Source organism: Pseudomonas sp. FH4 (genome assembly GCF_000510915.2).
GTDB lineage: Bacteria > Pseudomonadota > Gammaproteobacteria > Pseudomonadales > Pseudomonadaceae > Aquipseudomonas > Aquipseudomonas brenneri.
Map to the genome: position 1 here is coordinate 367885 of NZ_AOHN01000013.1, position 19167 is coordinate 387051.

30 protein-coding genes are annotated in these 19167 nt (G+C 58.8%); all 30 read left to right on the forward strand.

What is annotated here, in order from left to right; genetic code table 11:
• Nucleotide 1 precedes the first annotated feature (1 nt).
• The 30 genes from H097_RS10465 (at nt 2) to H097_RS10600 (ending at nt 19131) form a co-directional block, all read left to right on the forward strand.
• Nucleotides 2-274 (forward strand): hypothetical protein, encoded by a 273-nt coding sequence (locus H097_RS10465; protein ID WP_050593329.1) that lies wholly within the window; start codon nt 2-4, stop codon nt 272-274.
• On the forward strand, nt 271-1086 hold the full coding sequence (locus tag H097_RS10470; RefSeq protein WP_032859582.1) for a replication protein: 816 nt from the start codon (nt 271-273) through the stop codon (nt 1084-1086). The genes H097_RS10465 and H097_RS10470 overlap by 4 nt, the downstream gene beginning before the upstream one ends.
• Complete coding sequence (locus H097_RS10475; RefSeq protein WP_032859583.1) at nt 1083-2483, forward strand: DnaB-like helicase C-terminal domain-containing protein; 1401 nt, start codon at nt 1083-1085, stop codon at nt 2481-2483. Before H097_RS10470 ends, H097_RS10475 begins: the two co-directional genes overlap by 4 nt.
• Nucleotides 2483-2701 (forward strand): TraR/DksA C4-type zinc finger protein, encoded by a 219-nt coding sequence (locus H097_RS10480; protein WP_032859584.1) that lies wholly within the window; start codon nt 2483-2485, stop codon nt 2699-2701. Before H097_RS10475 ends, H097_RS10480 begins: the two co-directional genes overlap by 1 nt.
• Entirely contained in the window at nt 2698-3315 is a 618-nt protein-coding gene (locus H097_RS10485; RefSeq protein ID WP_032859586.1) for a hypothetical protein, read from the forward strand. Before H097_RS10480 ends, H097_RS10485 begins: the two co-directional genes overlap by 4 nt.
• Entirely contained in the window at nt 3312-3629 is a 318-nt protein-coding gene (locus tag H097_RS10490; RefSeq protein WP_032859588.1) for a hypothetical protein, read from the forward strand. Before H097_RS10485 ends, H097_RS10490 begins: the two co-directional genes overlap by 4 nt.
• Nucleotides 3626-4042, forward strand: a complete 417-nt coding sequence (locus H097_RS10495; RefSeq protein WP_032859589.1) for a recombination protein NinB — start codon at nt 3626-3628, stop codon at nt 4040-4042. Before H097_RS10490 ends, H097_RS10495 begins: the two co-directional genes overlap by 4 nt.
• A gap of 50 nt (nt 4043-4092) precedes the next feature.
• The gene (locus H097_RS29010; protein WP_277620663.1) at nt 4093-4224 is read left to right on the forward strand and encodes a hypothetical protein; all 132 of its coding nucleotides are present in this window, start codon (nt 4093-4095) and stop codon (nt 4222-4224) included.
• Nucleotides 4221-4553, forward strand: a complete 333-nt coding sequence (locus H097_RS10500) for a hypothetical protein (protein WP_032859590.1) — start codon at nt 4221-4223, stop codon at nt 4551-4553. Before H097_RS29010 ends, H097_RS10500 begins: the two co-directional genes overlap by 4 nt.
• Nucleotides 4550-5191 (forward strand): recombination protein NinG, encoded by a 642-nt coding sequence (locus H097_RS10505; RefSeq protein ID WP_032859701.1) that lies wholly within the window; start codon nt 4550-4552, stop codon nt 5189-5191. The genes H097_RS10500 and H097_RS10505 overlap by 4 nt, the downstream gene beginning before the upstream one ends.
• Nucleotides 5188-5334, forward strand: a complete 147-nt coding sequence (locus H097_RS28165; RefSeq protein ID WP_156356787.1) for a hypothetical protein — start codon at nt 5188-5190, stop codon at nt 5332-5334. The genes H097_RS10505 and H097_RS28165 overlap by 4 nt, the downstream gene beginning before the upstream one ends.
• The gene (locus H097_RS10510; RefSeq protein ID WP_032859591.1) at nt 5331-6002 is read left to right on the forward strand and encodes a hypothetical protein; all 672 of its coding nucleotides are present in this window, start codon (nt 5331-5333) and stop codon (nt 6000-6002) included. Before H097_RS28165 ends, H097_RS10510 begins: the two co-directional genes overlap by 4 nt.
• Nucleotides 6003-6146: 144 nt before the next feature.
• Nucleotides 6147-6437, forward strand: a complete 291-nt coding sequence (locus H097_RS10515; RefSeq protein WP_032859592.1) for a hypothetical protein — start codon at nt 6147-6149, stop codon at nt 6435-6437.
• A gap of 199 nt (nt 6438-6636) precedes the next feature.
• Nucleotides 6637-6975, forward strand: a complete 339-nt coding sequence (locus H097_RS10520; RefSeq protein WP_032859704.1) for a hypothetical protein — start codon at nt 6637-6639, stop codon at nt 6973-6975.
• Nucleotides 6972-7316: a hypothetical protein gene (locus H097_RS10525; RefSeq protein WP_032859595.1), complete on the forward strand. Its 345-nt coding sequence runs from the start codon at nt 6972-6974 to the stop codon at nt 7314-7316. The genes H097_RS10520 and H097_RS10525 overlap by 4 nt, the downstream gene beginning before the upstream one ends.
• A gap of 52 nt (nt 7317-7368) precedes the next feature.
• Nucleotides 7369-7992 carry a putative metallopeptidase gene (locus H097_RS10530; protein WP_032859596.1) on the forward strand — a complete coding sequence of 208 codons (624 nt, stop codon included), beginning with the start codon at nt 7369-7371 and terminating at the stop codon, nt 7990-7992.
• A gap of 31 nt (nt 7993-8023) precedes the next feature.
• A complete protein-coding gene (locus tag H097_RS10535) occupies nt 8024-8539 on the forward strand; it encodes a DUF2280 domain-containing protein (RefSeq protein ID WP_082445556.1) in 516 nt (171 codons plus the stop codon).
• Nucleotides 8536-9861 (forward strand): hypothetical protein, encoded by a 1326-nt coding sequence (locus H097_RS10540; protein ID WP_050593331.1) that lies wholly within the window; start codon nt 8536-8538, stop codon nt 9859-9861. The genes H097_RS10535 and H097_RS10540 overlap by 4 nt, the downstream gene beginning before the upstream one ends.
• The gene (locus tag H097_RS10545; RefSeq protein ID WP_032859597.1) at nt 9861-11666 is read left to right on the forward strand and encodes a phage portal protein; all 1806 of its coding nucleotides are present in this window, start codon (nt 9861-9863) and stop codon (nt 11664-11666) included. The genes H097_RS10540 and H097_RS10545 overlap by 1 nt, the downstream gene beginning before the upstream one ends.
• Nucleotides 11663-12781: a DUF2213 domain-containing protein gene (locus tag H097_RS10550; protein ID WP_032859598.1), complete on the forward strand. Its 1119-nt coding sequence runs from the start codon at nt 11663-11665 to the stop codon at nt 12779-12781. The genes H097_RS10545 and H097_RS10550 overlap by 4 nt, the downstream gene beginning before the upstream one ends.
• Nucleotides 12781-13233 (forward strand): DUF2190 family protein, encoded by a 453-nt coding sequence (locus H097_RS10555; protein WP_032859600.1) that lies wholly within the window; start codon nt 12781-12783, stop codon nt 13231-13233. The genes H097_RS10550 and H097_RS10555 overlap by 1 nt, the downstream gene beginning before the upstream one ends.
• A gap of 9 nt (nt 13234-13242) precedes the next feature.
• Nucleotides 13243-14172 carry a major capsid family protein gene (locus tag H097_RS10560; RefSeq protein ID WP_032859602.1) on the forward strand — a complete coding sequence of 310 codons (930 nt, stop codon included), beginning with the start codon at nt 13243-13245 and terminating at the stop codon, nt 14170-14172.
• Nucleotides 14173-14181: 9 nt separating this feature from the next.
• Nucleotides 14182-14583 carry a hypothetical protein gene (locus H097_RS10565; protein ID WP_032859603.1) on the forward strand — a complete coding sequence of 134 codons (402 nt, stop codon included), beginning with the start codon at nt 14182-14184 and terminating at the stop codon, nt 14581-14583.
• 50 nt (nt 14584-14633) lie between these two features.
• On the forward strand, nt 14634-15152 hold the full coding sequence (locus tag H097_RS10570) for a DnaT-like ssDNA-binding protein (protein WP_032859709.1): 519 nt from the start codon (nt 14634-14636) through the stop codon (nt 15150-15152).
• Nucleotides 15149-16180 carry a phage minor head protein gene (locus H097_RS10575; RefSeq protein WP_082445557.1) on the forward strand — a complete coding sequence of 344 codons (1032 nt, stop codon included), beginning with the start codon at nt 15149-15151 and terminating at the stop codon, nt 16178-16180. Before H097_RS10570 ends, H097_RS10575 begins: the two co-directional genes overlap by 4 nt.
• Complete coding sequence (locus tag H097_RS10580) at nt 16137-16523, forward strand: hypothetical protein (protein WP_032859605.1); 387 nt, start codon at nt 16137-16139, stop codon at nt 16521-16523. The genes H097_RS10575 and H097_RS10580 overlap by 44 nt, the downstream gene beginning before the upstream one ends.
• On the forward strand, nt 16523-16921 hold the full coding sequence (locus H097_RS10585) for a hypothetical protein (protein WP_032859608.1): 399 nt from the start codon (nt 16523-16525) through the stop codon (nt 16919-16921). Before H097_RS10580 ends, H097_RS10585 begins: the two co-directional genes overlap by 1 nt.
• Complete coding sequence (locus H097_RS10590; RefSeq protein ID WP_032859611.1) at nt 16918-17325, forward strand: phage tail terminator-like protein; 408 nt, start codon at nt 16918-16920, stop codon at nt 17323-17325. Before H097_RS10585 ends, H097_RS10590 begins: the two co-directional genes overlap by 4 nt.
• A 61-nt stretch (nt 17326-17386) precedes the next feature.
• On the forward strand, nt 17387-18556 hold the full coding sequence (locus H097_RS10595) for a phage tail tube protein (RefSeq protein ID WP_032859613.1): 1170 nt from the start codon (nt 17387-17389) through the stop codon (nt 18554-18556).
• Nucleotides 18557-18615: 59 nt separating this feature from the next.
• Nucleotides 18616-19131, forward strand: a complete 516-nt coding sequence (locus H097_RS10600) for a hypothetical protein (protein WP_241495422.1) — start codon at nt 18616-18618, stop codon at nt 19129-19131.
• Nucleotides 19132-19167 lie beyond the last annotated feature (36 nt).

A 19167-nucleotide genomic window follows, 5' to 3' on the forward strand; every position in this document is an offset into this window, starting at 1 on the left:
CATGGCCAGCAGATCGGCGCATCCAGCGGAAAGCGTGAACAAGGTCATTGACCGGGTTTTGTTGACCCTGGGCGAGTCAGGCCCGGTGCTGGCAGGAACCAAAGAATTCCATATGCAGGAAGCAATGCAGGCCGCGACTTTGATTCGTGGCCTTTACAGCGACGTAGCCAAGAAAAAAGCCCGCAAAGACTGTGTGAGTCATTTGCGGGCTTCTTTGTCTCGTCCGGCGGCAACCGGGCCGAGTGATATGTATTTCAGGACGGATTCAGTATGAGCAATGTCATCCCACTTCGCAATACCGGGGGATTTACCCGGATGGACAACGACCTGTATGAAGCCCTGATTGGGGCTGACCTATCTGGCCGAGAGCTGCGTGTCGCTCTGGCTATTCATCGTCAAACTGCCGGCTACAACCTTGAGAACGCCCGCATTGCTGCCTCCTACATCGCTCAGATGTCCGGCATCCATCGTGAAGACGTTTCCCGCGCCATCTGTGAGCTTATCCGTCAGCGTGTCATATACCGCGTTGGAGGAAGTCGTAGCCCTATCGGTTTTGCACCGATCAATGAGTGGGCAATCGACAAGAAAAACACCCATCAGAACAAACAGAAAGTAGTGCCACAGTGTGGCGTTTCCACCACGTCCAATGTGGCGTTCTTACCACACAATAAAGACATAAATACAAATCTTACTGCTGACGCAGTTGTCGCCGCTGTCGCTTCGACCGCCGAGGATTTGGAATCTGGAGCGGAACAGCAGGGCACCCCAGAACCTGATCAACAAGAACCGGCCAAAGCGGAACGCATCCCATACGGCAAGATCGTCGAGATCTACAACACCGTGTGTGGAGATCTGCTGCCCAAGTGCCTGACCCTGTCACCCAAGCGCAAGAATCTGATCAAGGGCTGCTGGAACCTGAAGATCAACGGTGTCCAGCCGTTCCGCAACGGCGAGTTCTGGACTGCCTACTTCACCGACTGCCTGAACAACAAGCACTGGATCGGCGAGAACGACCGTGGCTGGACTGCTGACATCGAGTTTCTGACCCGCCAGGACAAGGTCCTGAAAGTGTTGGAGGCCCTATGATCACTGACCGCCCACTGGTTGCGATGGAAGCGGAGTATGGCGTTGTCGGTTCGCTGTTCATCAAGCCGGACCTGATCGAGGCCGTAGGCGCCATCGTCAGCCCGACCGACTTCTACGATCAAGACGTTGCCGAGATTTACACGCTGATCCTTGCTGCTCGCTCCGCAGGTCGTCCAGCAGATCCCGTCTCAATTGCCGACATTCGCCATGAGCTCTCCAGCGGCGAGCTGACCATGATCCGGGCATCCGAGATCTACAACGGCGTGCCAAGCGCAGCTAACGGCCTTGAATACGCCCGCATCGTGGTCGAGCGCTCCAAGGCCCGCCAGGTTGCAGCCATTGGGCAATCAATTATCGACATGGCGAGTCATGCCCGCCCGCTGGCCGGGATCATCGCTGACGCCCAGGAAGCCGTTCTAGCGCTGAACAGCGAAGACGACGAGCCGGACGTTATCAGCCTGCGCGAAGCGTTGGGCCCGGTCGTTGACGAAATGGACGCTCGTTTCAATGGTGAGGGCATCAACGGCCACGCCACTGGACTGAAGGATCTGGACGATCTGGTCCAAGGGCTGCGCGGTTCGCACGTAATCATCATCGCGGGGCGGCCTGGTACCGGCAAAACCACGCTTGGGCTTGGAATTGCCGAGCAGTTGACCATCCGCGACGGAAAGTCCGCCCTGGTGTTCTCGCTCGAAATGTCGGCCAAGGAGCTTTCCAAGCGCAGCCTTGCTTCATCGTCGGCGGTAACGCTTGGCAGCATTGACACCGGCCAGGCCATGGGCAATGGCGAGTCGATCACGCGCATCACTGGCGCCGTGAGCCGTATGCACTCTGCCGATCTGCGTATCTGCCAGAAGGGCGGCCTGCCACTGAGCCGGATTCGCAACATCGCCCGTTTTCAGCACCGCGCAAAGCCGCTTGAACTGATCGTCATCGACTACATCGGCCTGATTGCGCCTGAGGCTGGATCCCGCCAGCAGAATCGAAACCTGGAGTTGGGCGCCATAAGCCGTGGCATCAAGGCAATGGCCAAGGAACTGAACATCCCGATCATCGTCCTGGCCCAGCTGAACCGCAGCATTGAAACCCGATCGACCAAGAAGCCGCAAATGTCCGACCTGCGCGACTCCGGCGAGATTGAGCAAGACGCCGACATCATCATGATTGCCCACCGTGACGCTGATTCCGACCTTGGGCGCAGCGGTGTTACCGAAATCGACGTGGTGAAACACCGCCACGCATCGGTAGGCCACTGCCTTCTCCAGCACCAGGGCGAGTTTGCACGCTTCGTCAACTACGCCGGGCAGCGCGAACAGCAGCAGGAAGCTTCAGCGCCACCGCCGCGCAAATCCTCCAAATCCTTTTTGAACGAATTCAACCCGCGAGGTGGCTTCTGATGGCCGATATTGCAGATTTTGCCGGTGAAGTAATCGAGCAGACCGTAGAGCACGCCCTTGCCCAGATCCCTAGCTACACCGGAATCAGCGCCACAGAGTGCGTGGAGTGCTGCGAGGGGATACCGGAGGGTCGTCGTGTGGCTATCCCGGGGGTGACGCTTTGCACGCCTTGTGCTGAGCGTGAGGCGCTGGCTAAGAAGGGAGTGCGGCGGCTATGAGCGATAACAACGATTTGAAGCGGCTGGCCGAGGCTTTCCCTGTCGATCTGGATTGGGACAGCAACACCGAACCGTTCTTCAATGGCCCATCAGGCGAATCGCTTGGCGGCGGCCCTACCGGCTTCTACTGCGTATACGGGCCAGCCTTCGAAATTGATGACGAACAATACGACGGGCCCACGTATGTCGAGTCATGCAAGGTGGACTTTGCGAAATTCATGGTGGCGGCGCGCGATGGTGTGCTGGCCCTGATCGCCGAGAACGAGCGGCTGAAGACGTTGCGGAGCAGCACTGAACGTGATCTTTCGCAAGAGCTCGAGGTTTGGAAGCACGGGCCGTCCTGCTGGAGCTGCGGCGACACCGGTGACGTGCATGACATCGTTGGCGAATGGCGCGGCCAATGCGACTGCAATGCAGCCAAGTTGATTAACGCTGCCAGCGAGCTCGACCAGCTCAAGGCCGAGAACGAGGCTCTGCGCAAGGATTCCGAACGCCTGCAGAGCGCTACCGCTTTCGTGCAGAAGCTTTGTGATGCCGCTGTAAAGCAGCCAAGTGTGGCGACAGGGTATCTGCACGACATCCTGTCGGCGATGGGCAAGGAAGAGCAGTCATGACAGCCGAAATTCATCAGTTCCCAGCCTCGCGCAGCCTTCACAACAGGCGTGTCGCTGGAGAGCAGGCAAAACGCAACGAGATCGCCGAGTACCTGCGCACCGTTGCAAAGTGGATTCAGGCCGACGACGTGAAGAGTGAGCCCACCGCGGTGCTATTGGTTCTTTCTGGGAAGGACGGTGACGAAGTCGTTTGGAAGGGCTACCAAGACAACGCCGACGTGAGCCTGCGCGACGCGGGGCGAGCTGCTGATTCGCAGGTGAGCACGCAGTTCAAGCGTCGTGGTGGCAACTTTCACGACCGGAGGAAGCCATGACCAGTCTCCAGATCCGCAACGAATCAGACCGCAACAAGGCCATGGGCTACATCGCCGGCCTGGACCTTGCCAGGCCCAAGAAGCTGGCCATCACCGAAGTTGACCGCAGCGGGGAGCAGAACAAGGCCCTGCACGCGGCGCTGGCCGATATCGCCGCCCAGGTAGAGCACGCCGGTAAGAAGTGGGATGTCCTGATCTGGAAACGCCTGCTAACGGCCGCCTGGCTGCGTGAGTCGGGTGATCAGCCCCAGATGATACCGGCGGTAGACGGCAACGGCTTCGACGTCATCTACGAGCGCACCAGCAAGCTCACCGTGAAACAGTGCGGCGAGTTGATCGAATGGGTTCACGCCTTCGGCGCTGAGCACCAGGTGCGCTGGACACAAAAGGACAATTGGGGAGGGCGTTATTGATGAGTCACGACAACGGACACGGAAAGCCTTGCCCTGACTGCGGCGAGCCAATGACCAACCTACCAAGCCTGAACATGCGCCAGTGCGCTACAGGTTGCAAAGAGAAGTTCGACTGGACGCTGGCCGAGGGGCAGGCGCCATTGTTCGGCAACAACCGGCAGAAAGCCAAGGAGGCGGTATGAGCGAGATTAATTGGTTTGTCTGGTGGGTAGTTGGATGCGGTCTGGCTTTCAACGGGTGGTTGATTTGGAACCTGGCAAAAGTGTGCGGATACCTGATCTACACCGCTATCGCCGCGGCGTCCTTCACCCGGTTCTGCTGGGCGTGCGGGAAAGTTCACGGGTTTAAGGGTCGTAAATTCCCATCTTGGGTGTATGCGCCCCAGGTCTGGTTCGGATTCTTCACCGTTTCGCTCGGCGCCGCCCCAGGTTCGATCAATCACATGGGCGGCTCAGGCGTATGGAATGGGATCGGCAAATGGACTGTGTACCCCGCCAAGGAGGCCGAATAATGCTTGCCACCAAACAACCCAAGCCCAAGACCTGCAAGAACCCAGCATGCAAGGCCTCATTCGCGCCTCAGCGCCTCGGGCAGGCCGTGTGCAGTCCTAAGTGTGCGCTGGCAACCGTAGAGGTGCAGAAGGCTAAGGAGAAGAAGTCGCTGGCCCAGGCCGGTCGCCGGGACATCAAGGTGCGCAAGGAGGCGCTGAAGACCCGGGCGGACCACGTGAAGGACGCAGAGAAGGCTGTGCGCGATTACCGGCGCACCTACGAACTGAGTATCGGTAGCGGGTGCATCAGCTGCGGGGAGTCACAGGAATCAATCCTCCACGCCCAGGGTTGGAAGACTGGAGGGGTGTTCGATGCGGGGCACTTCCTCGGCAAGGGCGCTCGGCCAGAGTTAAGGCTGGTGCCCAGCAATATTTGGTTGCAGTGCAAGAGCTGTAATGCCGGTTCGTCCAAGTACGCCCGAAAGGGCCAAACGGTTTCGCAGGCGTTCCGGGAAGGGCTGATCGGCCGCATCGGCCTGGAGGCTGTCGAGTCGCTGGAAGCCGACCACACCCCGCGCAAGGAAACCATAGAGCAACTGAAAGCCATCACCGCCGAATACCGGGCAAAGACCAGAGAACTCAAGAGGGCTGCTGCATGACACCTGAAGAAGCTCTGATCATCTTGGCGCTGTCTGTTGCCGCCGTTTCTTTAATAATCCTCGTTGCTACCAATGGGCGCCGCAACCGAAGCTTCCAAGAATTCATGTCGCGCAAAAACAAGCGTCGTGGGGGTGATAAATGATCTATCGAGACGTTATTTCCGCAGTTATCCGTGCGTTGGCGTCCGAGACGATCAACAGCGCCGGCGGCTGTGATTACACGCCAAAGGTCCAGGCCAACAAACTCAAGGGGGAGATCGTAGGCAAGGAAGCGGCATTCCTTACAGATTGCTGGGTGTTTGGCCGGCTGCACTCTTGCCTTGCGCCGAAACACTGGATGGCCTTGAACGCCTGCTACTCGACGCACATGGCCTCAAAGGTTGGCGCTATAGGCCGGATCGTGTCGCATGTTTCGTCGCCGGCACCACGCCTGTTCCTGACCAAGGCGGTTACGGCGTGGGCCTATCCGCAGTTGGGCGGGGCCGAGCGCGCGCCTGCTGGAAAGGTGAAGCTTGAGGTTGATGATGATGCCCCGGCCTGGAGGAAGGCGGCGGTGGCAAAAGCCCAGAAGGCGATCAATGCCAAGCTCAAGCAGCGCCAGGAAGCGCCGTGCGAAGGCGTAATCATCCTGCCAGCCCATAACTACGACATGAACACCTGGGACTTGGATGGTACGCCTGAGCGCACCAGGCGGGACTGGCGCCGCAAGATATTCAAGGGCCTCGATAAGCTGGTCAATGAGGCGCTTCTTGAAGCTGCCGAGATCCTTACCAAGGAGGGCGTTTTCTTCGATGATCAGGATGCAGCTTAGAGGGCCTTGACAGGGCCTGCCGGTTCGCCGATTATGTGCCCATCCTGTCGTACTTGCGCATGTAGGTGATGCAAGAGACAAACAAACCCGGCCACCGCGTCGGGTTTTTTATTGCCCAAAGAAACCCACCACAAGGAATGCCGAATGATGAAGCGAATGTCCGCTTACCTGGGCCTGGTGCTCGCCGCCTGCCTGTCCTGTTTCTCCCTGTCGGCATTCGCCGAGCCTGCAGCCTACGCTTATCGATCCGTGGTGATGCTGGCCGAACTGCCAAGCGTCGGCGTGAAGCGCCTGGAGCTGACCCTGGCCATGTGGCGAACGGGTGGCCAGACCACTGATGAAAGTTTGGCATCCAACCTGCGCGCATCCAGCAACCACTTCGTGATGGCCTCGGCCAAGCCTGCGCCTGACGGTGTCGGCCTGACTCCCTGCTGAATACGCCTGGAAGCAATAGAAAAAGCCCGGACATATGCGCCGGGCTTTTTTGTACCTCCGAGGAAAGCCGCTACCCAAGTGGATGCTTTCCCGGACGTATCAAGTCCCAATCTTTCGGCTCCACCACGCCCATTGCTCCGAGCTGGGAGTGCTGCTGGGGCCGATTCAATTCCCAAACATGCCCCACGGAGTAGAGCGCATGGAGTATCTACAGCGCCTGCTCGACAAGATCGACAGGTTCGAATTGTTGATTGCGGGCCTGATTGGGGCCGTTGTTGCAAGCTGGTGGCACAAGGATGACTTGTCCGACTGGCGAGCTTGGATGGTGTTCTTGATCACCGGTGTGGCCTGCTCACTGTATTTGACGAGCATGGTGAGCACTTACCTGAATGTCACTGAGCCGAAGATCGTCGCCGGCATTGGCTTTCTCCTGGGCACGTTCGGCGGTTCGCTCCTTGCAGCAATCAACCGAGCCATCAAAGCCGCTGACCTCTGGGCGCTTATCCGCCAGCGGTTCGGGGGAGGCAATCCACCATGAACCTTGAATTGATCAACTCCATAGCTTGCGGCCTGATCGCACTGTGGGCGACCTGGTGCGTACTGAGCGGGAAGGTGAGAGACGGAATCCTCGGGAAGCTGATCTACTCGACCATCGCCATTACCGGTTTCGTCGTGATGGTGCGCAGCCAGAACATCTTCTTTGGCCCGACAACCGCAGGTCTGACGCTTCATGTGTCCCTGGCCCTGGCCGGTGCCCGCCACATCTTCATGGTCACCTACTGGCAGACGGTCAAGGCCTGGCTGTGTAGGACACTTAACTGCGAACAGTGCATGGGCTGCCCTAAGGCGTCTGAAGGCATTGATCGAAGAGATCAGTAATCCGCGCCACGTTTTCGAATGCGCCAAATCGTGGCGCGACATTGGAGGAGTTGTGGATAGACCGTACCCTCCGGCGTCACTACTTGAGCTTTCCGAGCTTTCCGACTTCGGCATTCGCTTAACTCCGGCGCCTGAGGTATGGGAGTGGCTCCAGACCGAGCTCCTTTCCGACACCGGCAGCATTCACAACGAAGACCATGCCCACTTGCTGGATGCAGACATTCGGATCATGTGGGCGTCCTCGAGCTTCGCCAAGCAGGGCCGCACGGTGCTGGGCCAAGCCGAACAAGTGGCGTTCCGCGCCGGCGGTTGGCAGAAAGCCCGGATGGAGCAACAGATGCGTGATTGGTTCGGCGATGTGCCGGCCTACATCATCACTCTGGCCGCTGACTACTGCGTCCAGTGCAGCGACACCGACTTTTGTGCGCTGGTAGAGCACGAGCTTTATCACATCGCACACGCCACGGATAAGTACGGTCAACCAGCCTTCACCAAGGACGGCGCACCCAAGCTGGAGATGCGCGGCCACGACGTAGAAGAGTTCGTCGGTGTCGTCCGCCGCTACGGTGCAAGCCCTGACGTTCAAGCGTTGGTGGAAGCTGCAAACAGTCCTGCTGAGGTGGGGAAATTGAACATATCGAGGGCTTGCGGAACCTGTCTGCTCAAGCTGGCCTGATTCTAGACAGGCTCTAGACGGATGAGACCCTATGGCAACCCTGAAAAATGAGGTGAAGAGCTTCATCGTTCAGGCTCTGGCGTGCTTTGACACACCTTCTCAGGTTGTGGAGGCCGTCAAGAACGAGTTTGGGGTTGTGGTTACCCGGCAGCAGGTAGAGACGCACAACCCGACCAAGGCGGCAGGAAAGGGGCTTGCCATCAAGTGGCATACCCTATTCCACGATACCCGCAAGCGTTTCCGCGAGGACACAGCAGAGATCCCGATCGCCAACCGGGCGTACCGGCTTCGTGGCCTGGGACGAATGGCTGAGAAGGCCGAGAACATGCGTAACCTGGCGCTGACCGCTCAGTTGTACGAGCAGGCCGCCAAGGAGACTGGTGACGTCTACGTCAATCGTCGCGTAGAGCCTGACAAGTCGCTTGATGAAGAAATCAAAATGCTTGAGATCGAGAAGCGTAAGGCCGAACTCAAACTGATAGAGAAGGGTGGAGGCAATTCCAACGCCCAGCTACTGGCTGATCTGATCGCGAGGCTTCCGTCATGATCGCGAACACCGGCAACCTGATGCTTGATCGTCAGTTGTCACGTTGGTATCCGCTCAAAGATCACCCTGTACAGCTCGCCCTGGTTGCTGCTGTAGCGGAAGGCATTCGCTTCCCCTTGGTTCCTGCTGGACGCCGTAGCGGCAAGACCGAGCGGTTCAAGCGTTTCGTCGTTAAGCAGGCATCGGCTTATGCCGGCATGTACTTCGCTGCGGCACCAACGCACGCCCAGGCCAAGAAGATCTTCTGGGATGACCTGAAAGCTTTCACGCTCTGCTGCATGCACAGCCGGCGGCCTTCCGAATCGGACCTGATCATCTACCTGGACAACGGTAGCGAGATTCACGTCATCGGCCTGGACAAGCCGCAGCGGATTGAGGGTATCCCGTGGACGGGTGGCGGCATTGATGAGTTCGCCGACATCAAACCAGATGCATGGGAGGCAAACATTCTCCCGGCGCTGAACACCGTCAACCCGACCATGCCGGATTACAGGGCCTGGTGCTGGCTGCTAGGCGTGCCGGACGGCCTGAACCATTACTACGACTTGTGCATGCAGGCCGAGAGCGGAGAAGACCCCAACTTTCGCGTCTTCCACTGGAAGTCTGCCGAGATCCTGCCTGCTGACGTAATGGACGCTATGAAGCGGGCTATGTCTGCCAAGCAGTTCAAGCAGGAGTTCGAGGCATCGTTTGAAACGGCTTCTGGCCGGATCTACGAGGACTACAGCAAGGCGAACACCACGAACGCAGTCATCGAGCCGCATGAGCAGCTGATGTGGATGCACGACCAGAACTTCACTCCCTTGTCGTCAGCGGTGGGCGTCAGGCGAAATAACGGAAAAGACCTGTACCTGCTGGACGAGATTGTCCTGATCAGCGCTGTATCCAAGCAGGCCGCCATCGAGTTCGTCGACAAGTTCAAGGATCACCAGAACAAGCATGTGCTGATCTACGGTGATCCGGCGGGCAAGGCTGGCGAGAAGCATGGCCACGCATCTGACTACACCGACATTGAGGGCGTACTGAAGGCAAATGGCTGGCGGTACACCCGAAAGGTCAAGGCTGCGCACCCGGCTATCAAGGATCGGCAGAACGCGGTAAGGGCCAAGATCATGACTGCATCTGGTGATGTGAGCCTATTCGTTAACCCCGCCAAGGCGCCCTGGTGCCACAAGGGACTTAGCACCGTCCAGCTTCAAACAGGATCCTCCTTCCAAGAGGACCAGAAGAACGACTACCAACACATCACAACCGCGATCGGCTATTGCGTCGACGTCGAATGGCCAGCTAAAGGCCGATTCTCTTATGCAGGTGTCTCCTAATGGGCGTAGTTCGCTACCTGAGTGACAAACTGGTCAACCTGGTGGCGAACCTGGGGACCGAGCGGGACAAGTCGTCCAGTTCGACCTATGCGCCCGTTCTGTTGACCGATGAGCAATTGATCAAAGCCTACCGAGGGGCCTGGTTGCCACGGAAGATTGTCGACATACCAGCGCTTGATGCAACGAGGCGCTGGAGAGGCTGGCAGGCGGATAAGCCGCAGATCGAGAAGATCGAGGCCGAGGAAATGCGCCTAGGGCTTCGTGCGAAGGTACGCCAGGCCATGACCAGGGCGCGCCTTTTCGGGGGTGCAGCCATCTTCATCGGTACAGGGGAGCGGAATACCGCTACTCCTCTCAGATCAGAAGTGGTGTCCTCTGGGGGTATCAAGTACCTGGCGGTGATGAATCGTCGGCAGCTGTCTCCTACGGAGATCGAGCAAGATCCGCAGCAAGAGCTGTTCGGTAAGCCCAAGGCATATCGCCTGGCCGGCAGCCAACTGGACATTCACCCGTCGCGGTTGGTGATCTTCTCTGGCGCTGAGCATCCAGACCCAGAAGTAGCAAGCGGCAATGAGTTCGGCTGGGGTGACTCGGTACTGCAAGCCCTGTTCGAGTCGATCAAACAGTCGGACGCCACCATGGCAAACGTTGCCAGCATGGTTTTCGAAGCCAAGGTCGATGTGATCAAGATTCCCGACTTCATGGAGCGGGTCCAGGACCCAGAGTTTCGCGCACAGGTGCTCGAGCGTACGCAGCTCGCGGCCACCGCCAAGGGGATCAACGGAACTCTTCTGCTCGACAAGGAGGAGGAGTACGAGACCAAGTCAGCCAACTTCAGCACTTTGCCCGACATCATCGACAGATTCCTTCAGGCGGTGTCCGGAGCGGCGGATATTCCGGCAACTCGGCTCCTTGGACAATCCCCGTCCGGTCTCAACTCTACCGGTGAGGCTGACCTTCGCAACTACTACGACCGCATCCAGGCTGCGCAAGAGCTTGATATGTCTCCAGCATTGCGATTGCTGGATGACTGCCTGATTCGATCAGCGCTTGGCTCCCGGCCTGCTCAGATCCACTACGTTTGGAACCCGCTGTGGCAGCCAACAGCTAACGAGCGATCCGAGATCAATAAGCGTACTGCAGAGACGATCAAGATCCTCGGCGAAACCAAGCTATGGCCTGAAGAGGCCTTGAGCAAGGCATCCACCACGTTGCTGGTTGAGCAAAGCGTAATGCCTGGGCTGGAGGCGGCCATCGAGGAGTTCGGCAGCGAGCTACCAGACGAAGAGGGTGGAGCGGGTGATGGCGATCTTCCGGTAAGTGAAGACGATCCGGTAAGGGGCAAGAAAGCCCTGTCCGATGCCGAGCCGCGCACGCTGTACGTGTCCCGCAAGGTAACCAATGGTGCCGACATCGTCGCTTGGGCCAAGGCGCAAGGGTTCGACTCGACTCTGCCAGCGGAAGAACTGCACGTCACCGTAGCCTACAGCCGCAACCTGGTCGATTGGATGAAGGTCGGCGAATCATGGTCGGGTGATGGCAAGGGCGAGCTCAAGATCGCACCTGGTGGCGCACGGCTGGTCGACAAGTTCGGCGAAGGCGCGGTGGTGCTGCTGTTCAACAGTTCCGAGCTGGCCTGGCGACACGTCACCATTGTTGAGGCTGGCGCGTCTTGGGATTGGCCGGAGTACCAGCCCCACATCACCTTCACCTACGAACCCGGCACCGTCGATATCGACAAGGTCGAGCCCTACCGTGGCGCGATTGAGCTGGGCCCTGAGATCTTCGAGGAGCTCGCCCCATGATCTTCACCGACTCCGTGCCAGTCACGGGCGTACGGCGCACCGAGGACGGTTACCTGGTGGCCGAGGCAAGGGTCGCGCGCACCGGTATCCAGGACTACCTGGGCACCGAGATTGACCCGGACAACGAACACGGCCTGCGCGACAAGCCAATCGTGCGCGTCTACCGGCCCGAAAGCGCGGTATTCCACGCTGACGCCATGCACTCGTACGCATACCGGCCAATGACCAACGGCCACCCGGGCGGTGATGGCGTCAACTCCAAGAACTGGAAGGACGTCGCGATCGGCCAGACCGGTGGTGAAGTGGTTCGCGACGGGCAGTTCGTCAAGGTGCCTCTGGTGCTGATGGATGCCAAGGCCATTGCTGATTACGAGTCGGGCAAGCGTGAGCTCTCCATGGGATACGGCGCCGAAGTCGTCTTCCAGGATGGCGTTACAGGCGATGGCGAGCAGTACGACTGCTATCTCGGCCCGATGAAGATGAATCACCTCAGCCTTGAGCATCGCGCTCGAGGCGGCATCGATCTTCGCATCGGTGACCACAACCCAAACACCCCCAAAGGAGGCCATGACATGGCTGATGCACTGCGAAAACTCCTTGTCGATGGCATCTCCATTGATGTCACCGAGCAAGGCGCACAGGCCATCGAGAAGCTGAGCACCAAGCTTGCCGATGCCGCTACTGCCACCAAGAACCTGACCGATGCGCACGCTACCGCAATTGCGCTGAAGGACGGCGAGCTGGCCCAAAAGGACGCCGAGATCGACGCCCTGAAAGGCAAGCAACTGAGCGATGCCGACATCGACAAGCGCGTAACTGCCCGTGCCGACCTGATCAGTAAGGCCAAGTCGATCGCCGATGCCGACTACACCGGCAAGACCGATGCCGAGATCCGCAAGGCCGTGGTCATCGCCAAGCTGGGTGATGCAGCCGTAACGGGTAAGGCCGACGCCTACATCGATGCGCGCTTCGAGATTCTGGTCGAAGACGCCGCCAAAGATCCTGTCCGTCAACACTTCCAGGCTCAAGACGGCAAGCAAAAGAACCCGAACGACAACGGCCAGTCGGCCTATGAAGCTCGCCTCAACGATGCCTGGAAAGGGGAGACCAAGTAATGGCCGTTCAAACTAGCTATACCGCGAACATCCGCGCCGGCTTGCCGGGCATGATCGTTGACATGATCCCGAAGACGCTTATCTCGCGCACCGTGCAAGCGGCTGGCGGCCTGGCATTCGGTATCCCAGTTATCCAAGGCACAGCAGACAAGGCCGGTCGCGCCTCTACCACTGGTGACACTGCTGCGAAGTTCGTTGGTATCAGTGTTCGTGACCGATCCGTCAAGGCCGAGGCTAACGCCTACAGCCAGTACGAGTCGGCACGCGTCATGACTAAGGGCGCCATCTGGGTAACTGCTTCGGTGCAAGTGGCCGCAGGCGACCCTGTCTACTTTGTGCCGGCCACTGGCGTGTGGACGAACGTGGCTACCGACAACGTACTGGTTGCTGGCGCTCGATTCGATACCAGCACCACCGGTACCAACCAAATCGCTCAAGTCCGCCTGGGCTAAGGAGAAAACATGCGCCATCTTCAACTCCTCGACGCCCAAGCAGCACTGGGTTTCGTTGTTTCCCAGACCTCGTTCATCGAGCGCCAGGTAAACGAAATCGTCTACGCGGACATCCAGTACCCTGGGCTGATCCCGGTCGACACCTCCGCTCCTGAATGGATCAAGAGTGTCACCTACTACTCGTCCGACAAGGTGGGTAAGGCTGACTGGATCAACGGTAATGCCGACGATATCCCCTTGGCCAGCACTGAGCGAACCAAGTTCGAGACCTCCGTGCATATGGCAGGTATCGGCTACGGCTACGGCCTGGAAGAAATCAGCCAGGCCCAAATGCTTGGTCTGAGCCTGACTGCTGATGATGCTAGTGCCGCGCGTCGTGCCTATGAAGAAATGGTCGATCGCGTTGCGCTGGCAGGTGATGCGTCGAAAGGCTTCTCTGGCCTGTTCAACTTCCCAGGCGTTACTGCCGGCACCGCTGTCACCGGTAACTGGGGCCCTGCGACCGCCGACCAGATCCTGGCTGACGTCAACACATCTCTGACCGTGCAAGCGGCCGGGACGATGTTCACCGCGTTCTCCGACACTCTGTTGCTGCCGTACAGCAAGTTCCTGCTGCTCGCCACTCGCAAAGTGAATGACCAAGGCCTTGAGTCGATCCTGACCTACCTGCAGAAGAACAACGTTTACACCGCCACCACCGGCCGGCCGCTGCTGCTCAAAGGCCTGAACGGCCTGGACACCGCGGGCGCAGGTGGTACCGCGCGAATGATCAGCTATCGCCGTGATCCAAGTGTGCTGAAAATGCACATCCCTATGCCGCATCGCTTCCTGCCTGTTTATCAGGCTGGCCCGATTCGTTGGGAAGTGCCCGGCATCTTCCGCCTGGGCGGTGTGGACATTCGCCGTCCTGCCGAAGTCCGCTACACAGACGGAATCTAAGGGGGTCACATGGCTCTGGTAAAGAATACCCATAGCAAGACCCCTATAGGCCTTCCTGATGGCTCGGTAGTCCCTCCACGCGGTGAACTGGATGTTCCTCAGTGGGCTGACTATCGAGATCGCCAGAACCTGGCGTTCTACGTCGAGACCGGCGTCTTGTTGGTAGAGGGTGATGATGATTCGCCCCTTATGAGCAAGGAGCAGGTTTTGGCCCGCCTGAAAGAGCTGGGCATTGTCGCCGCTGGCAACACCAAGATCGATACGTTGCGAGCAAAACTGGCTGCTGCGGAAAAGGTTGTTGCTGAACAGAAGCAAGCCGTAATTGGCGAGCTGACCACGCTGAATGTTGAGTTCGACAAGGAAGCGAGCCTGGAAGACCTCCAGGCAGCGCTGGCTACCGCCAAGGCGTAATACCTCGCAAAACCCGGAGCGCATGCCGCTCCACCTATTCGAGAATGATGATGGCTGACTACTACGGTACCGTGGCGGGCGCTGACGCTTACCACTCGGCCCGTGGCAATGCCGCTTGGGCGGCTGCCACAGAGCAGGCCAAAGAAGAAGCCCTGGCGCGAGCATCAGCCTACATCGATGGCATTGGCACTCAGTTGCCTACGACTGGGTGCGTGCTGTCATTCCCTGGCCGTAAGGCTGGTGGTAGGGCGCAAGCCCTGCAATGGCCGCGTACAGGCGCAGTAGATCGGTCTGGCGACCCTATCCCCGATGGCGAGGTGCCGCGCGAGATTGAGCAGGCTACCTATGAGGGGGCGCTGCGTGAGCTGGTCAAGCCTGGGAGCCTGAATCCTGACTACATCGCGTCCATGGCCATCAAGCGCGCTAAGGTTGGTCCGCTGGAAACCGAGTTCTTCGGGCCGGAAGATGGAGACGACCAGCCAAACAAGCCGGTGATCGGCATGATCAACAGCATCCTTGGCCCGATCATGATCCTTCGTTGCCCATTGCCTTTCGTGGTGACCGTGTGAATCAGACAGACATCCTGCGCCAGATCGAGGGTATGGAGCCCAAGATGCAGCGGGCTTACCTTGAGCAGGTGCGCGGTGTAGTCGATGCGGCGGTGATAGCGGAAATCGAGCGATACATCGAGTCGAATAATCAGAGCGCCCTGGATGATGCTCTGACTCTTGGTGTGTTTGGGCTTCTGTTTGAGCTGATCCGGTCGGGATACATGGCCGGCGGCGCTTACGAAACCAAGCAGGTGCCAAAGGCGGCCGGCAAGTCGGAGTTCGATGTGCGGGCGCCAGCCGCCGAGTCATGGCTGGGCGATCACATCGCTTCGCTCAAAGCTCAGATGGATCGTGACCTGGTTGACTCGGTGCGAGTAACGGTTTCGGCTGGATTACAGGCTGGTAGGTCGCCCAGGCAGATCGCGCTGGACTTGGCTGGCAGAGTTAGCAAGCAGACGGGCAAGCGGACTGGTGGCTCTGTAGGGCTCCCAGGAAACTTCGCTCAGTACGTCGCCGATGCGCGCACCCAGTTATTGAGCGGTGATCGCGAGCAGTTGAAGAAGTACCTGACTCGCACGCGCCGTGACCGCCGATTCGACTCGATGGTTCTTCGGGCGCTAAAGGCAGGGAAGGCCGTCAACAATGTCGATGTGGAGCGCATTGCTGGCCGCTACTCCGACCGCCTACTTCAAACCCATGCGGAAATGATCGCCAGGACTGAGGCGCTCGAGTCGTTCAGTGCCGGACGTGACCGTGTCTATCAGCAGTTGGTGGAGCGCGGTCTACCTATAGAGGCCATAACCAAGGACTGGGACACGCGTCGTGACGAGAAGGTCAGGCACAGTCACTCAGGCATGCAAGGGCAAAAGCGCCAACTTGGCGAGCCCTTTGTGAGTAGCGCCGGAGCTCTATTGAATTATCCAGGTGACCGTTCGCTGGGCGCGGGATACGACGAAACCGCTAACTGCCGCTGCCAGGCCAGATATTCCATAAGGGCTAACTATGCGCGACGAGATGCAGGAAATCTTCGGGGCGTTATTCGATAGCGTATTCGCTGAGTCCGTGACCTCCTTTACCGGTGAGTATATGGGTCCAGGTGTTCGCGATCCGATAACCGAAGAAACTACCGCCGTGCCCGTGATCTATAGCGGGCGCGGCGTGTTTCATGAGTACGCATCCGAGCGTATTGATCAGTTGAACATCCTGGTTGGCGACATCCAGTTGATTGCACTGGTCAACGAGGTGCCAGAGAGGCCCAAGGTTGGTCACCTGATTAAAACGACCGCCACCGTCCCAATACTTGGCTCGCCAATGACTGGCTACCGGGTTGTACGAGCAGCAAGTGATCCGGCAGGCGTTCACCATGACCTGCAGCTGAGGAAGGCTTGATGGCCAGGCAGCGTGGGGGTAGGGCGTGGAGTACGCCGCCATCCTTGTTTGCTGGTGTGATTGCCGAGGCCGTGGTCGAGAGGCAGCGAGCGATAGTACTGGCGATAATGGGCGAGATAGTTTTGCGCGCCCCTGTAGATACTGGTCGATTCCTGGCCAACAACATCGTCAGCATTGGTTCACCGGTCTACTACTCGCTCGACGAGTACGACAAGACGGGGCAGACGACAATAGCTCGGGCAGAAAGCGCCCTGTCTGGACTTCAGCCGTTCACGGTCACTTACATCCAGAACAACCTTGTGTACGCCGGTCCTCTTGAGGATGGGCATTCCCGCCAGGCACCAGCCGGCATCTACGGCATCGCCTTCTATGGCGTTACACAGGCCTATACCAAATGACCTTTGAACAGATTCGCGCCATCGTAATGGCCCGCATGGAGCAGTGGGCCGGTATTCCTGCTGAGGATGTCGATGATCCAAACAATCCCGATGGGCCATTTGAGCCTGAAGGGCGGGCGATCTGGGCCAGGCTCGCAGATGTTCCAGGCCTATCCAGTACCCCAGAGGTCGGCATAGGGCCTTGCGTACGACGAACCGGGATCATCGTCATTCAGCTATTCGTTCCTACGTACAAGGGAACGCTTGCCATCACGCGAGCCGCGGACACGCTTGTGCAGCACTTCGAGTACTACAGCGATCCATCCGGTCCTTTTGATTGTTTCGCCGCCTCTGCTCAGGTTGTAGACGACGACGGCCTGGGCTGGTATCAGGTCAACGTTCGAATTCCATACAGGGCGTACTAAGCCCAGACCACTCACCGCCACATGGCGGTTTTTTTACGCCTATTGATAGGAGAAACACCCCATGTCCAGTGGTGCCAAGGTCTCAACCGCGTACAAGCGCGAGATCACCCCCGGAATCACCCCTCCCGGCGACTGGAATGTCCTGACCCGGGTTAGCTTCGGCTTGCTGCCGACTTACAACTCGGAAGAGAACAACGAAATCGGCGTTGATCGCATGGCCCAGGGCACCGCCCAGACCACGGTTGACGTTGGTGGCGACGTGGAGACCAAGCTGCGCTTTGGTGCGCTGGATGAATTCCTCGCATCATGCTTCGGCAAGGATTGGGCCGGCAACGTCCTAACCATGGGCAACGACCGGATCTCGTTCTCGATCGGCTCCTACGCCAGCGACGTGGGTATTGCGGCGATTGCCCGCGGTGCCCAAGTGGCGACGATGAATTTCGAGATCCCGAATGACAACGAGATCAACGTCACCACCACCTTTGCCGCGATTGCCTGGGACGACAAGGCCGACAACACGTCGTTCATCGTCAACCCTGTCGCTGAGACCAACCAGCGCCGCTACGGTTTCAAGGACGTAACCGGCCTGAAGATCAACGGTGTGCAGTTGGGTGAAGACAACGCCTGTGTTGACAGCTTCAACCTGCAGTTCGACAACGCGGTCCAGACTCAGCGCTGCATCGGTAACGGCAACCCGTTCCCGGGCAACATCATCCCGACCACGTTCACTCCGTCCGGCTCGATCACCATGAGCTGGTCGAAAGCGGCCTACACCTACTGGAAGGCCCAGCAGACCGGTGATGCACTGAGCTTCGAGTTCACTCTGAACAACGCCGATGGCGGCTACACCTTCTTCCTGCCAGAAATGGAAGTCAGTGGTGATTGGCCGGACGGCGGTTCGACCGACATCATCCAAGTCGAACTGAGCTACACCGGCCGCCGCGTGCCACCGACCATCACCCGACTGCCAGCGCCAATCGTTATTGCCGCCGTAGCCGTAACCCCGGCCACCGCCAGTGTTGCCGTGGGCGCCACTGTCGACCTGGAAGCGGCTGTAACCCCGGTAGGCGCAAGCCAGCTTGTGACCTGGACCACTTCCGATGCCACCAAGGCCAGCGTCAGCGCTACCGGCCTGGTCAAAGGCGTGGCCGTTGGTACCGCGACCATCACGGCTACCAGCAAATCGGATGTCACCAAAACCGACACCGCTGAAATCACCATCACCGCTTAAACCCTTTGCCTGGCGCGCCCTGCGGTGCGTGCCGGGCCTTTTACCGCAGAGGAATACCCATGGGCATCACGATCAACAAGAAGCCAGAACTGGATATCGACGGCAGCCGCTGGGTGGAGATCGCCAAGGGCGCGAAGATTCTGGTCGGCTCCATCGCTAGCCCGATGTACAAATCGCACCAGGCCCTGATCAAGCGCCACTTGGCGGCTATCGACCAGCAGACGCAAGTCGGCACCAAGGCATTCAACCTTGCCGATATCCCGAATGCTGAGTTTGAAGCTGACGATGATCTGTTCATTGATCTGGCTGCGCGTCACCTGATCCTTGATTGGGAAGGGGTCGATGTGGCTGAGAAGCCCGGCGTTCCGGCGAAATACAGCCCAGAGCTGTGCGTGCAGTTGATTCGTCAAATGCCGCAGGTCTACTTCATTGCCGTGCAGACCGGTCTCGATGTAGCTGTGCGCGCCGAAGAAAAGGCCAAAGAAACAGCGGGAAAGCCCTCGCCGCGTACCGCTGGGGCCGCGAGTGGGCGGGCGCGGCAAACGAAAAAAAGCGCTGGAAGCATGAGCGCCTAAGCGGAACGGTTCCAGAAGCCCCGGAGATTGACGGCG